Origin of the sequence: Vibrio sp. MEBiC08052 (genome assembly GCF_001506075.1) — a bacterium.
GTDB lineage: Bacteria > Pseudomonadota > Gammaproteobacteria > Enterobacterales > Vibrionaceae > Vibrio.
The window spans coordinates 3,958,075-3,975,416 of sequence record NZ_KQ947475.1 but is presented as its reverse complement, the minus strand read 5'-3'; the positions used below and the strand labels follow the sequence as shown (position 1 = coordinate 3,975,416).

The window sequence follows — 17,342 nt, the reverse complement described above, 5'->3', positions numbered from 1 at the left end:
CTCCTGACGACAGACTGAAATTAACGGGGCGGATCAATTCTATTATTAATCGAGGTATTGACCCGGAACCAACCCGCAATCGAGTATCGGTCCCGCAACGCGGGGCGTACTTCATGCGGAAACTCTTCACTGAGAAAAACCACAATGGTGCCATACAGTGGCACGACACTGATCCCTTCCTGATCAACGTCATCCCGATACAAAACCAGCTCCCCGCCATCGGTATGACACCAATCCGGATTTAAGTAGGTCACGACGGACAATACCCGATTTGCTTCACCACGAAAGGCATCATAATGTCTTTTATAAAAAGCGCCCGGGGGATAATGAGCGAAATGACTTTCAAACGAAAAAAGTCCCAGGAAGAGTCGTTGATTGAGGAAACGCTGTAACTGTGATGTCCAATCGATCCATGCCTGTCCTGCATCCGATTGCCCGGTAATCCAGCAAATTTCGTCTTTTCTGACAAAATCATTTTTCAGATAATCGTCGCGACGTCCGATACCGGCATCAATATATTTATCGGCATGAAGTGATTGTTGGTGGTCATACAATAGGCCGGAGATCGCTTCCGGCAACGCAGCAGGGCGAATGCTATAACCTTGCTTTTCTAGATCATCAGCAATCAGCTCGAATAAACTTTCATTCATCACGCTCCCGTCATCTGTTGTTGACAATCCGTTTGCTTTTGACAATCCGTTTGCTTTTGAAAATCCGTTCGCTTTTGAAAATCGATCAAACGCTGCCACATTGATTCCTTATGATGATTCATTGTTATCAGTGCCAATCACTGATATCACCGAAATGCTGATATCACATCACTCTTTAAGTCATATCAAGATCTGCATGACGCAGAAACACTCAATGCATTGCCCAGCAAATTATCACATTCCGCGGATTACGCTTAGACATTTCGCATGGCTGACATTACAACAGCCAGCGGAACGAACGGCGTAAGAATTTATCGGCATTTTCAGTCACAATCACACCGTGTGCCATAACAATTGTCTTGGGATTCCAATTCAGAATTTTCTCCAAATGCGTCCGGGCAGTCGCTTTTCCCATCAAAAAACTTAACCGCCAATCCAGTGGCATTTTACCGGTCGGTGCCAGAATCCCGGTCAGCTTAGCCAGCAAACGCTGAAAGAAATTGAAAGCCTTCGGTGAGAAATTTTCAATCAGATCGGTGACAATTAACGTCTCACTCGGACGGTGAAAAAAGACACACTCCTGCATGACCTGAGAACCGGTAAATAGCACGGCATCCAGTTCGTCAGCCCAAGGATAATCCGCCTGTGCAGATAACGTCGCATGAAATGTCAAATCCTGACGCTTGTGACGAACACCTTCCGTTCCATACGAAAGCGCCTCAGGGTAAGCGGCTTGCCATTGGGAAATAAACAGGTGATGGAGTTGGTTGGGGGCGATCAAATACTTGACCACACCTAAAGCATCGACGGAAGCCTTCAGCTCAGGATTTAATTCAATCGGACTATGGATCCATAAAGATTGATCAGCAAGCCGAACGATCGTCATCCGAGTCGAGTAAGGCAGCGTCAAAAACGGGACGGCTTTACCATCAAATATCCAAATATTTTCGCCTATCGCTCTCATGATCTCCTCCGCTCTGGTTTTTAATCCGAGTTGTTGCTACACGATGACCAGTATGCAACAAAAAACATAAAATGCACAGGCCGCATGACTACCCGCAACTTACCCTCATTTTCTCCGACGTTCGCCTCAGAAGCGTATTTCTAACTCTCTGTAAACGTTATATTTGTTCGCAAAACTGTTCGCAAGCCCCCCTATTCAATAGTCATCGAAGCACATAGTCTATCTCCGCTGTGGTTTATGTGCCTCAGCCGTCCGGACGAACACACAACCCAATAACACGCTTCAATATGGAGACTCGAATATGAGCATGAGCAATTTATATTTATTTCCGATTACCGAACCTCACAGCAGCAAGCTTGATGAAGCCTACGAAGTAGCTGAAGATTTTGGCATCGTGAACCAAGGTGTAGCCATCTGGGTACCGAAGTTCTTTCAGTATGATGGGGCGAGTATCCCGAGTGCCGCCTACAGCATTATCGGAACGCCGTTTAACCCACGCTTTATGAAAGCAGCGGTTATCCACGATTGGCTCTATTACACGCATCTGCTAGAGCGCTCAGATGCAGATCAACTGTTTTATGAGCTTCTGCGTGAATCCGGCGTCAAAAAAGTCAAAGCGATTTTAATGCGCGAAGCTGTTGAAGCATTCGGTCATTTCTATTGGGAAAATAATGAAGATGATCTGAAATATTTATCTGATTTGAAAACCATGATTCAGAATGATAATCGCCTGCCCTCAAAATATGGGCTGTAATTTGACTGACAAAACAAAGCGCTCATAGAATCGTATTTTATTTTCTGAAAATAAAAGTATGGTTGAATGACGTCACTATTCCGTCCTATTTTATAGGACGGAATCTCATATGAATGCAGCCCCCCTCCAATATTCTATCTCATAGTTTTTCATACATTATTTCATACTGATTATTGAAATACAGATCACAAATATTGTTTTAATAAAATTAAAACACTACCCGTAATAATATAAATAAAAATATAGAAATCGACTATCGAGTGTATTGTCACAACTATTATAGTTTGTATCCTCTCTTTCCTATTACCATCTATATTTAAAGTAATTGCCAATGGATTGAGTGGCAATCTTTGTCAAACATACTTTTAGCTAACAATACAATTATCATGAGTTGTTCAATTCATAATGAATGGTACATTCATGTTTAATTAGAGGTGACCTGATGTCATATTTACCAATGCAACGTCTATCCATGAGGAAAAATAATTCCTCAGCAAAAAAATTATTGCTCTCCTGTCTGGGATGCTTATTTATTGGATTAAGTCAGCAAGCATATGCTGTTGAACCTTTATCGGTTTCCGGCAATAAAATATATGCCGGAGATGAAATCAAAAGTTTCTCAGGAAATAGCCTGTTCTGGAGTAATAATGAATGGGGCGGTGAAAAATTCTATCGCGCAGATATTGTCAAGATGCTCCGGGAAGAATGGAATGCCAGTCTCGTCAGAGCATCAATGGGCATTCAGGAAGATGGCGGCTATCTTGATGATCCGGCAGGCAATAAAGCGAAAGTTATCACCGTCGTAGATGCTGCCATTGCGAACGATATGTACGTCATCATCGACTGGCATTCTCATCATGCCGAAGACAATGTTGCAGAAGCGGTCAGCTTCTTCCGGGAAATGGCACAGAAATATGGTGATAGCCCCAATGTCATTTATGAGATCTACAATGAGCCCCTACAAATTTCTTGGGATAGTATCATCAAACCCTATGCAGAAACCGTGATTGCTGCAATCCGTGAATTCGATCCGGATAACTTAATTATTGTCGGCACTCCAAGCTGGTCACAAGACGTCGATACTGCGTCCTGGAACCCGATCAACGGCACAAATATCGCCTACACGCTGCACTTTTATGCCGGAACACATGGACAATTTCTCAGAGATAAAGCCATCACCGCGATGAATAATGGTATTGCGCTATTTGTCACCGAATGGGGCACCATCAATGCCAACGGTGATGGTGATGTCAATGAAGCAGAAACAGACGTCTGGGTGAATTTCATGAAAGAGCATGACCTCAGTAATGCAAACTGGGCGTTGAACGACAAGGATGAAGGCGCGTCTACCTACTATCCGGATACCATGACGCTGACACCATCCGGCAAAAAAGTAAAATCGATTATCGCAAACTGGCCATACAAGCTTGAAAATCGCACACAGAAAGAGTGTACCGGAGTGAACGTCTACCCGAACTGGACTCGTAAATCATGGGAAGGCGGAAATTACGACCATAGCGATAACGGTGACTATATGGTGTATCAGGATAAGCTCTATCAGGCCAACTGGTATACAAAGTCAACTCCCGGTAGTGATAACTCCTGGAGCTTGACGGGTATCTGTACAGATTAATCGATATGCTCTGATATCCTCATCTTTTGTGGGACCTTGCCAGCATTCCGTGCTGGCTTTTTTATCTCTATATCAATCACCGTCACAAATCTTTAATGTTTACTGATTTTTCTGTATCAACGATGCAAGCAATTGTTTCATAAATGAAAACTTAGTTCACCTCGATTCTCCTGCTTTGAGGCTGAATTTACAAAATTGTTTAATTTCAAAAACTTAAAAATACATATTTATAATATATTGCAAAAATGTTAAAAATCAAATCATTTACCCAATATGTAACATTAAAGTAAAATAAAAAGCTAATAAATAATCTAAACAAAGCAAATATGAATCACAACAATCAGCAATTCTTAGGCCATCCGCGTGGTCTATTCCTTTTGTTCGGTACTGAACTGTGGGAACGATTTTCCTATTACGCAATGCGAGCAATTCTGGTTTTATACCTCACAGACACAACACTCAACGGTGGCATGGGCTGGTCAACCAAAGAGGCATTGGATCTCTATGGCATCTATACCGGGCTTGTCTATATTACCCCGCTGATCGGTGGCTGGCTGGCTGATAACTATTTTGGTCAACGCCGCTCTATTTTGGCAGGTGGTGCTCTGATGGCAATCGGTCAATTTACGCTGGCACTGCCGCATCAATTATTCGGTCTTGACGCTGTGCATAGCTTCTATCTTGGTCTGGCGCTACTGATCATCGGCAATGGTCTGTTTAAACCCAATATTTCAACCATGGTCGGTGACCTGTATACAGTAGGCGATCACCGTCGCGATGGCGCATTCACTATCTTTTATATGGGGATCAATATCGGTGCACTCCTGGCGGGGATTATCTCCGGTATCGCGACCAATAACTTTGGCTGGAAAGCAGGCTTCGTTGCAGCAGGTATCGGTATGCTCATCAGCTTCGTGATTCAAATCCTGTTTGCTCAGCGCTGGTTGGGAGACATTGGCCTCAAACCTGCGGCAGCCCGGGATTTACAGCAGAAGAAATCGGTGAAGAAAGAACCGTTAACCAAAGAAGAAATTGATCGCATGAAGGTCATTATCATCATGGGATTGTTTGTCATTGTCTTCTGGGCCGGATTCGAACAGGCCGGTGGCTTGATGAACCTGTATACCCAACAATATACCGACCGGATGATCGGCAGTTTTGAAGTACCCGCAGCTTGGTTCCAGTCTCTGAATCCATTCTTTATCATTGTCTGCGCACCACTAATTGCGATGCTCTGGGTCAAACTTGGCAGCCGTGAACCCAATTCACCGGTTAAATTTGCCTTTGGGTTATTTTTTCTGGCGATCGGTTTCTTGTGTATGATTGGCGCGGTTTTGGAGCAAGGCAGCGATCTGAGTGTGAAAACTTCCATGTTCTGGCTGGTTGGCGCGTTCTTCTTTCATACCATCGGGGAATTATGCCTCTCACCAATCGGTTTATCGATGACCACCAAACTGGCACCGCTGCGTCTGGCTTCACTGATGATGGGAGTCTGGCTCGGATTTAATGCGATTGCCAATTACATTGCCGGGCTGATCGGTGCCCATGTCGGTGATTTTGGTGCCTTAGCGATTTTCGGCGGTATTGCCGTCACCGCAACAGCTTCCGGCCTGATCCTGTTACTCTTTTCGAATAAACTGGTCATGTGGATGCACGGTGCGGAACAAGCTACTCACCTGAACCAAACACCGAAAGAAGCAGACAGTGTGACTCAAACAGCATAACAGTACGTCATAATAAAGTACGTCATAACATAGTTGAATTAAGCTGGCACACATATTTGTCAGATCAAAATAAGGAGCCTTCAGGCTCCTTATTGATTTGATGACTCGCGATTATTTTCCAATCACCGCCAGACACCTGCCGAAGTAACATTTACTCATTTACACTCGGCTCACTTACATTTTACTCACATACACTCTACTCACTACTCACTACTCACTTACACAAAGAGTGGTTTTAATTGACGATATAATTGCTGATAAACCGTTCTCTTGTGTTGGTAATGTGCCGTTTTCTCGCTATCCGGCATATGTCTTTCGATCAAGACCGGTGACGCGCAAATATCCCGTGCTGTCATTTCGGGTCTGACGGCTAACATCGCCAGTCGTGCCGCACCAAGTGCCGGGCCGACATCACCGCCCTGACGATATGCCAACGGTAAGCGGACAATATCCGCCAACATCTGACGCCAATACTGACTGCGAGCCCCACCGCCAATCAGAACCACCTCTTCCGGCAATAAACCAGTCTGATGCAGTGCATCAAAGCCATCGGCAAACGCAAACCCGACACCTTCCAATACCGCCTGAACCAATTCGAATTTCGAAGTCGAATGGGTCATACCGAAGAAAACACCTTTCGCATACGGGTCATTGTGCGGTGTCCGTTCTCCTGACAAATAGGGCAGAAACACCACCCCTGAATCAGGATCAGCATGACTTTTCGTCTCATGCAACATCTCGGTCACATCGGTAAATCCGGTCAACTCACATACCCAGGACAAACAAGATGCCGCGCTCAAAATAACCGACATGGTATGCCACGTTCCGGGTAATGCATGACAGAAACTGTGTAACGCAGAGTCCGGATTGGCAAGAAAACCATCACTGACCGCAAAATAAACCCCGGAGGTTCCTAAAGAGAGCATCGCCTGCCCCGGTTCGATAATCCCGACCCCGACAGCCCCGGCGGCATTATCACCGCCACCGGCAATCACCGGCACTTCCGGCATTCCCCAGGCATTGGCAAGTTCGCGATTCAAGGTGCCGGTGATCGCATTCCCTTCGTACAGATCCGGCATCTGACGTCTTTCCAGACCTGTGGCATCAAGCAGTTCATCACTCCAGTCGCGCTGAGCGACATCTAACCACATGGTTCCGGCAGCATCGGACATATCCGACGCATACACGCCGGTCATCCGGTAACGCAAATAATCTTTCGGCAATAGTACTTTGTCTATCCGGGCAAAAATGTCCGGCTCATTTTCTGCCACCCACAGCAGTTTCGGCGCGGTAAAGCCCGGCATCATCATATTCCCGGTAATCTGGCGACTGTCAGGGACGCGTCGCTCCAGTTCGGAGCATTGTGCCTGACAGCGTCCGTCATTCCACAAAATGGCCGGACGTAAAACCTGCCCTTGCTGATCGAGCAACACCGCACCGTGCATCTGTCCGGACAACCCGATGGCTTTCACCGTACTGAGATCCGTCTGCTTTCCCAGCCCCTGAACGGCTTGACACATGGCTTGCCACCAGTGCTGCGGGTCCTGTTCTGACCACAACGGAAACGGACGCGAGATCTCAAGTGGCGCAACCTCACTCGCCACCACGTCACCGTTTTCAGCCAGCACAATGACCTTGACGCCGGATGTCCCTAAATCGATTCCAACATACATAAGCTACCCTTTTATTTTCAGTCAATAGACTCGGATAACCTCAGGAAATACACTGCGTGACGGGGTCATCCGGATATATTTATGCTTCGTGATGATTTTATTTATCTAATCATTATCATAAGTCTCTCAGTTCACGACACAATTACGATTTTTCATAGATAGCTTCATGGATTTAACGACTGAGTGAAGGATCACATTTAACATGGTACTTGCCTGTTAGACTTAAAAATTATGGACAAAATATAATTAATATTATTTATGAATAAAAACCCATCCATGACTGCTCTGAAACCTTACCCTCACAACCTATATCGTCAGTTCATCGACCACCGTTATCGGATTACACTGTTATTTAATGCCAATAAAGTGTATGACCGAGAAGTGATAGAAGGCATCGGAGAATATTTACAGGCTTCCCAATGCAACTGGGATATTTATCTTGAAGAGGAATTCACCACACATCTGGAGAACTTCCATACTTGGAAAGGCGACGGTGTGATTGCTGATTTCGACAATCCTGACATCCGGGGCCTGCTTGAAGATACCACGATCCCGGTCGTCGCGATCGGCGGCTCTTATGAACATCCGGACGATTATCCGAATGTTCCTTATGTTGCCACCGATAATCAGGCCTTGATTGAACTGGCATTTCAGCATCTGAAAAGCAAAGGGATTGAGAATTTCGCGTTCTACGGGATGCCTCAGGAATCATGGCGACGCTGGTCTCATGAGCGAGAACAAGCCTTTATTCATCTGTTACAACGCGAGGGATACTCCGGTTCGGTTTACCGGGGCAATGAGGTAAGCCCGCAAACGTGGCAGTACGATATGAACCGTCTCGCTGACTGGTTGCAACAACTACCGACCCCGGTCGGCATTGTGGCGGTCACCGATGCCCGGGCACGTCATTTGCTGCAGGTTTGTGATCATTTGAAGCTGATGGTACCGGACAAGATTTCCGTCATTGGGATTGATAATGAAGAGCTGACCAGCTACCTGAGCCGTGTGTCGTTATCTTCGGTGGAACAGGGATGTAAAGAGATGGGTTATCAGGCGGCCAAACTGCTGCATCGTCTGCTGACCACCGATCCCCAAGAGACCGAACAATTAGACACGCTGAGGCAAACTCGTCGGCTGGTCCCCCCGACTCAGGTTCACGCGCGACAGAGTACCGACTATCAGGCTCTGAAAGATCCCTATGTCATTCAGGCAATGCATTTTATCCGCCATCACGCCTGCAAAGGTATCAAAGTCGAACAGGTACTCGACTATGTCGGTATCTCCCGCTCCAACATGGAAATCCGTTTTAAAGAAGAGTGCGGACATTCCATTCATCAGGAAATCCATAACTCGAAGCTGAGGCAAGCACGCCACCTGCTGGCAACCACGTCACTACCGGTAGCCGAGATTGCTGAATTATGTGGCTACCCGTCACTGCAATACATGTACAGCGTGTTTAAAAAACATCAGCAATGTACCCCGAAAGAATTTCGCGAACAGCATCACGACCGATGGCGTCATCGTGATGCGCTATAACCAAATCGATTGCATCTCTGAATAGGCAGGCCCACCGAATCCCGGTGGGCAACTGCACAGAACGATTTTCATCAGAAATCAAACCGTTACCTTCTTCTGGTCAAATCATCGGGGCACCAACGTACACTTACCATTTTCCATTCAAGATAAATCAGCCGTTTTCATCCGATTACCGGCTTGTGTTGAATCACGCTGCCAAAGGGTTTCCAGTTGTTCCAATGATTTGCCTTTGGTCTCCGGAACCCACCGATAAATAAAGTAAACGGTAAATATCCCCATAATGCCATAGAGCCAGAACGGAAAACCGCCATGAAACTGCTGGTAGATCAAGCTCTCTTTTTCATTCATCATCGGGAAGGACTGAGACACCACAAAATTAGCGAACCATTGCGCAAACACAGCAATCGATAACGCTCTGGAGCGAACGCTGTTGGGAAAGATTTCAGACAGTAACACCCAAGTGACCGGCCCCAGTGACAATGCAAACGCTGCAATATACATCAGCATGAACACTAACAGATAACCACCGATTGCATTCAGATATGCCGCGGTGCCAATAGCTAACATACTGATCGCCATCAAACCGGCACCAATCATCATCAGCGGACGACGACCGATTTTATCCACCGTAAAAATCGCCAACACGGTAAAACTTAAATTGACGGCACCAACCAGAATCGTTTGCAGCAGTGCGATATCCGTCGTGGAATCACTGAAACCTTTGAGAATTGCGGGCGCATAGTAGAGAAACACATTAATCCCCGTGACCTGTTGCAACACGCTCAGCATAATCCCGATCACTAACACGCCCAGATATCCCGCAGCAACAATGCCCGGACGATGGACTTTAATCAACGATTGCTTAATCTCTTGCCACTGAGGTTCCACATCCTGATGGGAATTAATTGCTTTCAGTAGGTCGTGCGCTTCGCTATCACGCCCTTTCAGTGCCAGCCAACGGGGTGTTTCCGGCACAGTAAACAGCAGCCCAAAAAACAAGATTGCAGGAATGACTTCCGATGCAAACATATACCGCCAACCCACATCATTGAGCCAGTTATCGCTGCCCATTAGTGCAATGCCGTAATTGACGAAGTACACCACTAACATCCCGAAAATAATGGCAAACTGGTTCCATGCCACCAATCCACCGCGCCGTGCGGGTGGTGCAACCTCAGCGATATACATCGGGGAAACCATCGACGCAATTCCCACACCGACGCCGCCAATGATCCGATAAATCACAAAGGTCCAGTAATGCTGCGGTATCGCAGAACCGATGGCAGAAATCAAAAAGAGTAACGCAGCAATAATTAATGCTCCCCGCCGCCCGTGACGGTTACTGACATAACCTGCCAACGCAGCGCCAAGCACACAACCGATTAAGGCTGAAGATGCAGCAAATCCCAACTCGGTTGCGGTAAGTTGAAAATAATTTTGCAGTGCTTCGACCGCACCGGAAATGACCGCGGTATCGTAACCAAATAACAATCCACCTAACGCCACAACCAGCGTTAAATGAATAACATTTGTACCTGTTTTCATCTGAATGACCTCTTTTATATTTGTAGGGTATCTTTCTATCTATCCAACAATTTCAAGATGTAGATTTCGCCTCATCTTGGCGTTGTCTGGCTATATATAAAGTCAAACGATTCAGGTTTGCATATTATGGAATGATTCAACGGAGTTATGATTTTTTATTTATGTGATCATATAGATAAGCTCATATTTAAAAAAAACAACGCAGTTCAAATTTAAAAAAATGAATAATAGCGATAAGAAAAATCACAATTGCCGCAAACTCAACAATCCCTTCATGATGAATAGCAATTGAGTTTATTCGCTCTGCATTTATCCACTAATACAGGAAAACCATCATGACTGAATTTTTTAAACACATTGAACCCATTCAATTTGAAGGGACAGAATCAACCAATCCCTTGGCATTCCATCATTATGATGCGGACCGTATGATTCTTGGCAAATCAATGAAAGACCACTTGCGTTTCTCAGCCTGCTACTGGCACAACTTCGTCTGGCCGGGCGCTGATGTGTTTGGTGCAGCCACGTTTGATCGTCCATGGCATCATGGCGGTAGTGCCATGGAACTGGCTCGCTTAAAAGCCGATCTTGCATTTGAATTCTTTACTAAACTCGGCGTCTCTTACTACTGTTTCCACGATGCCGACGTCGCGCCAGAAGGCAACTCTATTAAAGAATATGTCAATAATTTCGCAGAAATGGTTGATGTATTAGGACAAAAACAACAGGACACTGGCGTCAAACTGTTATGGGGCACCGCCAATGCATTCTCTCACCCACGTTATATGGCTGGCGCTGCCACGAACCCAGATCCGAAAGTATTTGCTTATGCGGCCACTCAGATTTTCCACGCGATGGGTGCAACGCAAAAGCTCGGTGGTGAAAACTATGTATTATGGGGCGGTCGGGAAGGTTATGAAACTTTGCTGAACACCGATTTGCGTCAGGAACGCAAACAACTGGGCCGCCTGATGCAAATGGTTGTCGAACACAAACACAAAATCGGCTTTAAAGGCACCATCCTGATCGAACCTAAACCACAAGAACCAACCAAACACCAGTACGACTATGACTGCGCAACGGTTTATGGCTTCTTAAAACAGTTCGGGCTTGAAGATGAAGTGAAAGTCAACATTGAAGCCAACCATGCCACACTGGCCGGGCACAGCTTCCATCATGAAGTCGCCACGGCAACTGCACTGGGCATTTTCGGCTCCATTGATACCAACCGCGGTGATGCACAACTTGGCTGGGATACCGACCAGTTCCCGAACAGTGTTGAAGAAAATACCCTGATCATGTACGAAATTCTCAAAACAGGTGGGTTCACAACCGGCGGATTGAACTTTGATGCCAAACTGCGTCGTCCATCCATTGATGCCGAAGATCTGTTCCACGGTCATATCGGCGGTATGGACGTCATGGCATTAGCCCTCGAACGGGCGGCAAGCATGATCGAAAATGACCAACTCGCCAAACATATCGCCCAGCGTTATGCTGACTGGAGTCAGTCACTGGGTCGTGACATTCTGTCCGGAGAACATTCACTGACATCACTGGCACAGTTCGCTGTAGACAATGATATCGCGCCACAAAAAGTATCCGGCCAACAAGAATATCTGGAAAATCTGGTCAACCGGTTTATTTATCGGTAATGCGTCATGATTGGCGTTCGATAATCCCATCACGAGTGCCAGATTGGACTCATGCTCCTTACCCCCTGACAGACGGTATTTCGATGCCGTCTTCATATCAAAACGGCTCAGCGTGCATTGTGCTGAGCCGTTTTATCACGATTCGGTTGTTAGCCGCTAAAGCCCTTCACTCAGCGCCTTGGCACGACGAGATGCTAAAACCAGCGTTTAAACTTAAAAAATCCTAAGATGGCGATCATCACCACAACCAACATGGCAGAAAACCACAGGAATGCGCCGGGATTGTCCGTGCCCGGGATCCCGCCGATATTAACCCCCAACAGCCCGGTCAAAAATCCCAGCGGTAAAAACAGTGCCGCGATCAAAGACATCACATACATCCGCTGGTTCATCTGATCATTGACCTGACTGACCAACTCTTCCTGAGTCACCACCGCACGCTCGCGAACCGCATCCAGCTCTTCGACGGAACGAATCAACCGATCAGTGCTCTCCTGTAAATAGAGCCGATCATCCGCCAGTAACCATGCCTTACGTTCAGCCATCATTTTTAACATCGCCTCACGCTGAGGTGCCAGATAACGTCGCAGATGAATCGTCTGACGGCGGATTTCCATCAGTTCTTTACGTTGCCCGGCAGGATCCTGCTCCTCAAGCACATTTTCCTCAATCTGCGCGATCCGGTCTTCGAATGTGGCTGTCACCGCATCAATCCGCAATGTCAGGTAATGACACAATCTCACTAAAAAATCCGAGGGGTTGATCGGCCCTTCACCCTGATGAAGAGACTGAATTAAATCACTGACCGACAACAATTTCCGCCGCCGGGTAGAAATAATCCGCTGCGCATCAATCACAATCCGCACCGAAACCATATCTTCGGGGCTTGCCCCCTCACTCAGGTTCACGCCGCGCAAAAAGATCAATGATTGTTCATTGACGTGACTCACCCGCGGACGCGTATCATTACTCAGCAAGGCATCGGCAACCAGTTCCCCGACGCCACTTTGATGCGACAACCAGTGACAGCCTTGTTCATTGGCACAATCAATATGTACCCATAGAATGCCCTGTTCAGGTTGCCAGGCATTGACCTGTTCCAGATCCAGCTCAACCGCACCACCTTGCCCATCAAATAATAAAGCTGCTATAAACGCACTTTGACTCATGCTGCCTCCGGGAATCGTTATCTTGTTTAAATTAGCAGATTTTTTCAGATAAACATAAAGGAACTGAGCCGGTTACGTTTCGATTATCATCAGCCACTGCGTGTGGCTGATGAACGAGTCTCATGAGGCACTCCCCCAGAGTGAGCCGTCAGATCAACGGCAATGGTCGTCAGATGGTCATGCCATTCAATCTGCGACAGACTTTGATAATGCAGGACATGTCCGGTGATGCGAATACTCAAATGATGCGGACTCAGTTTACGCATGTTAAACACTGGGGTATCGGTAATCAGAAACGGGTCGCTCAACGCTTCCCCGGGGGAATGCAGATAATAAAGATAGTGGTAGCCTTGGGGACTTGGTTGCTCATTTTCTTCAGGTTCCCGGTAACCCGTTAACACCACACCCGGGGCAATGGTTTCCGAAATGACCTGCATATTGGTGCGGCTATGGTGATGTTTCCCAAACGACTGTGGTGTGAAATAACCAATCAAACACCCGACGGCAATCAGAATGATAGTGCTCAACCCTCGCATACTTTCAGGCTCCTGCTTCTTTTCGCGTTGTCTCGCGGTCTGCGTCTCCATTTACAGACATTAGGTGGTCCGATTAGTTCGCAGCGTGATAATCCGAACCGGCGGAAGACGCTGTGAAGCGTTATATTCAAACGATTTTTACTTCCATCTTCAAACATTTGGAATTTCCTCAATTTGATGAGCGATACAAAGAATCAAACCGGCTTGCCCGTTCCCCATGTTGTGATACCCGATTCCAAACACTTTTCCCGGCATCGGTATCACAACGCCTCTTGTTTTACCTGACTTCTGACTAAAATTGCGCACGTTGAGATGACAATATGCAATCTCACCCTGACGATATGAGTGAGATGGATTATGATGCAAATATCATCACTTATGGTTAGAGCATATGGATCATTCAAATCAGACAGAAACACCCCATTCAAATACCCAAAATGTTACGGTGCAGCGCATTCATGAAGCTGCAATACAGAGATATATTGAAGCCGTATATAAAACGCTGGACAGAGATTTGGATACGTCTCAGATTGTGGCGCAATATTGTGATCAGGGGGAAACGCCGGATGCTTTTTTGCATTCACGACTGAGCAAGGATGACGAATTTAATCGTGCATCGGCAAAACTGACCAGACCCAGAAAATTTCACATTCCTGTCTGTCAGGCCGATGGTTCGGGTTCAGGTAAGGATAAGGGACGGCACCGATCTTACTTTATCCTTGCTGATGTGCCGGATCTGGAAAACATTGAACAATATTTTAGTCATGAAGACGAAGAGCCGACCGAATTTCCGGTAAAAGAGAGTCACCTGTTCAAACACATCAATCGCCTGACCGGAGGGAAAGCCCGTTCATCACTCAATCACGACACACCGGTATGGGAAAAAGCGGTTATCCATAATAGCGAGCGTTATTTCCATAAAGGCGCGAAGGATCTGCTCAATGGTTTCCAGAAAGACAAGGACGACACCATCGCACCAGAAGGTTTTCGGATCTACAAGTTAAACGAACATATCCGCACATTGGTTTCATCCGATCAAAATCAGCATCACGGTGCAACCAACACTATTTGGGTGAGGCTCAAAAAGCCCCGGAACTTCTTTCCCTATGAAGGAGAGACCCCGGTCGATTGCCATGCAAAAGCCGACGCAACCACCGTGATTGCCAAGCAAGCCACGACCGGGGAAGAACACCCTTATGTCATCACGCTGGATAACCAACCGCCCCCGGTCGGTACTGACGTTCATGAACTGTTCGCCCGTATTGCAATGAAGCAACTGTATCAATACCGGCATGAATGCGGGGTCAATTTTATCGTCGCAGAACTTGAATATCTGCAACTGGATATAGTCAAAAGAATCGCTGAACAAGGCTATAGCTTTGAAGCCAGCCTCAGTATCACCGCAGAAGATATCCGGGAAATCAATTATCAGTTAAGCCACTACACTGACAGCGCGCCCGTTGAGCTGTTGATCATCAAGCAGATCCAATTAAAAAGTGCTGCGGATATTATTGCCAGACACAATGTGCCGGAACCGCATCATCACCAGAAAGAGATCGAAACCCACATCAACAACCGGCAGGCTGTCGAACGGATAGGCCTGTCTTTAACACCAGATGATGTACGTGGTTTAGAGGGAACGACTGTCGCCGGTATCACTCTCGACAAACTCAGGTTCGATCAGCTGATAAAACTGTTTCTGCCGCCGGAAGAACCTCAACAAACACCTCAGGATAAAACGGAGATGTTCAGCACGAAAATGAACATCCGCTACTTTACCCATCCGCTGGTTTATACTCAGATCAATACAGGCACGACATCTCTGTTGAGCAAAAGCGCCCATGAAAATCCATATTTGCAGCGGTTGATGAAACAGTTGGCGGGTCTGCATAATCAGGAGTATATCGATAACGCGCACACGCGCTACGAATTCAGGGGCGATCCGGATATTGAAACCTGCACTTCCAGACAGGGCGGCTGCACCATTATTAATGGTAATACCCGGATTCACGGCGCAAGAGACGTTCACCACCAGTTTATTAGCGGGCATGGGAAAACGGTCTACTTAGGCATCTTAATCGCCACTTATCTTCAGTATGTTTTTCTTTTGGGGATTGACCAAAAATACAAGCTGCCCCTGACACTGACGACTTCTGAAGCCGAGGTGGAAAGGCACCGTAAAATCCATAATTTTTTAATTCATTTCAGAGTGAATTACACCTTTACCAGTGTCAGCACGCTCGATACTCACGATCAGATCTATGAAGCATGGCGACACGTTTTTGCGATCCTCGACCTGCTCGACCATCTGGACAGAGATGTCACCGATACCAATGCCCTGCTTGAAAGCAAGTATCGGCAATTGGAACTCAGACACAGAGAGCGCCTGAAAACGATGGTTGTGTTCGGGACTTCGCTCATTTTTCTGACTGGCGTGTTCGGGACGAATTTTGCCGAAATTGGTGCCCGGCCGCTCAGCTTTATCTCTTTCGACTGGCATATTCCTTTTATTCTGACAACGCTGCTCTGCTTTATGCTGTACAGTGCCGGCATCCAGTTGAAACATCATCAGATCATGCAGAAGATTCAAAACGGTTATGACAAGAGTTTTAAAACCATTGCGACCGTGCTGATTTGCGCCATTGTGGTGATGATCGCCCTGCTCTTCTCACCACAAAAAGCGCCCCGGAAGGCTCAACAACAACCCGGTCCGGCCCCGCAGCAGCCACTTTCACCACCGGCTGCGAAAGCTCTCAAACCGAGTGCCGATGTCAGTGTTAATGTCGTCCCAAGCAAAGCCAACCACCAGCCCGCCTCAGAGCAATCCCCGACGCCTTGATAAAAATAAAGCCCTGCTTCCACGGCAGGGCTTTATTGATTCAATCATCTCACGGCAATGCTGTCTGCGACGCAAACCGGATAATCAAAAAGTAACATCCGAGCAGTTTCAACTGCCTTAACGGCAATGCTGTCTGCGACGAATCTACAAGAATGTAGAGTTCGGTTATTATAATGTTTCAACTGTCTTAACGGCAACGCTGTCTGCGACTGAGAAAAAACATTTTGCTGATGGCCCTCCCAAGGTTTCAACTGCCTTAACGGCAACGCTGTCTGCGACGACCAGCGTACCCCTTTTAGGGATGGAGGAGATTTGTTTCAACTGCCTTAACGGCAACGCTGTCTGCGACACCAGTCTCGCGTGGAAACGCGGTTTGGTAAGTGTTTCAACTGCCTTAACGGCAATGCTGTCTGCGACGGCAGTATTCTACACAACAAATCCGGACGTGCTTCGTTTCAACTGCCTTAACGGCAACGCTGTCTGCGACAGAAAATGATTGATCGGACTATGTCTGATCTAGATGTTTCAACTGCCTTAACGGCAACGCTGTCTGCGACAGCACCTTCTACAATGCCCGAAAAATCTGGGCTGATCAACCCGGATCGGCGAACCTCTGTGACAAACAGCAAAATTACACTCATTTTACCTTAAATCCATCCATATT

12 protein-coding genes and 1 CRISPR repeat array are annotated in these 17,342 nt (G+C 46.7%); of the genes, 6 read left to right on the top strand and 6 right to left on the bottom strand.

What is annotated here, in order from left to right:
* Positions 1-20: 20 nt before the first annotated feature.
* Positions 21-650 (bottom strand): 2OG-Fe(II) oxygenase, encoded by a 630-nt coding sequence (locus VRK_RS17050; protein WP_059122820.1) that lies wholly within the window; start codon positions 648-650, stop codon positions 21-23.
* Between the two features lie 277 nt (positions 651-927).
* Positions 928-1,614, bottom strand: coding sequence for a DUF4336 domain-containing protein (locus VRK_RS17045; RefSeq protein ID WP_059122486.1), 687 nt, complete (start codon positions 1,612-1,614; stop codon positions 928-930).
* 301 nt (positions 1,615-1,915) lie between these two features.
* Here VRK_RS17045 and VRK_RS17040 point away from each other — a divergent pair, with 301 nt between their 5' ends.
* The 3 genes from VRK_RS17040 to VRK_RS17030 all read left to right on the top strand — a co-directional run bounded on the left by VRK_RS17040 (position 1,916) and on the right by VRK_RS17030 (position 5,725).
* Positions 1,916-2,368, top strand: coding sequence for a DUF1353 domain-containing protein (locus VRK_RS17040; RefSeq protein ID WP_059122485.1), 453 nt, complete (start codon positions 1,916-1,918; stop codon positions 2,366-2,368).
* A 442-nt stretch (positions 2,369-2,810) separates the two neighbouring features.
* Positions 2,811-4,001 carry a cellulase family glycosylhydrolase gene (locus VRK_RS17035; protein WP_059122484.1) on the top strand — a complete coding sequence of 397 codons (1,191 nt, stop codon included), beginning with the start codon at positions 2,811-2,813 and terminating at the stop codon, positions 3,999-4,001.
* 326 nt (positions 4,002-4,327) lie between these two features.
* On the top strand, positions 4,328-5,725 hold the full coding sequence (locus VRK_RS17030; protein ID WP_059122483.1) for a peptide MFS transporter: 1,398 nt from the start codon (positions 4,328-4,330) through the stop codon (positions 5,723-5,725).
* A gap of 218 nt (positions 5,726-5,943) precedes the next feature.
* Here VRK_RS17030 and xylB read toward each other — a convergent pair whose 3' ends face one another.
* A complete protein-coding gene (gene xylB / locus VRK_RS17025) occupies positions 5,944-7,398 on the bottom strand; it encodes a xylulokinase (RefSeq protein WP_059122482.1) in 1,455 nt (484 codons plus the stop codon).
* Positions 7,399-7,674: 276 nt separating this feature from the next.
* On the opposite strand from xylB, the gene VRK_RS17020 reads away from it, so the two are divergent.
* Positions 7,675-8,934 (top strand): XylR family transcriptional regulator, encoded by a 1,260-nt coding sequence (locus VRK_RS17020; protein WP_059122481.1) that lies wholly within the window; start codon positions 7,675-7,677, stop codon positions 8,932-8,934.
* A 141-nt stretch (positions 8,935-9,075) separates the two neighbouring features.
* On the opposite strand, the gene VRK_RS17015 is transcribed toward VRK_RS17020, so the two are convergent.
* Positions 9,076-10,479, bottom strand: a complete 1,404-nt coding sequence (locus tag VRK_RS17015) for a sugar porter family MFS transporter (RefSeq protein WP_059122480.1) — start codon at positions 10,477-10,479, stop codon at positions 9,076-9,078.
* A 335-nt stretch (positions 10,480-10,814) separates the two neighbouring features.
* Between VRK_RS17015 and xylA the strand changes: the two genes are divergently transcribed.
* Entirely contained in the window at positions 10,815-12,134 is a 1,320-nt protein-coding gene (gene xylA, locus VRK_RS17010; protein ID WP_059122479.1) for a xylose isomerase, read from the top strand.
* A 194-nt stretch (positions 12,135-12,328) separates the two neighbouring features.
* Here xylA and VRK_RS17005 read toward each other — a convergent pair whose 3' ends face one another.
* Both VRK_RS17005 and VRK_RS17000 read right to left on the bottom strand, forming a co-directional pair.
* On the bottom strand, positions 12,329-13,303 hold the full coding sequence (locus VRK_RS17005; protein WP_059122478.1) for a zinc transporter ZntB: 975 nt from the start codon (positions 13,301-13,303) through the stop codon (positions 12,329-12,331).
* Between the two features lie 89 nt (positions 13,304-13,392).
* Positions 13,393-13,890, bottom strand: coding sequence for a hypothetical protein (locus VRK_RS17000; protein WP_157371946.1), 498 nt, complete (start codon positions 13,888-13,890; stop codon positions 13,393-13,395).
* A gap of 340 nt (positions 13,891-14,230) precedes the next feature.
* Between VRK_RS17000 and VRK_RS16990 the strand changes: the two genes are divergently transcribed.
* Entirely contained in the window at positions 14,231-16,678 is a 2,448-nt protein-coding gene (locus tag VRK_RS16990; RefSeq protein WP_059122475.1) for a hypothetical protein, read from the top strand.
* A gap of 105 nt (positions 16,679-16,783) precedes the next feature.
* A CRISPR array of direct repeats spans positions 16,784-17,235; the repeat unit is 35 nt; unit sequence GTTTCAACTGCCTTAACGGCAACGCTGTCTGCGAC.
* Positions 17,236-17,342: the final 107 nt, after the last annotated feature.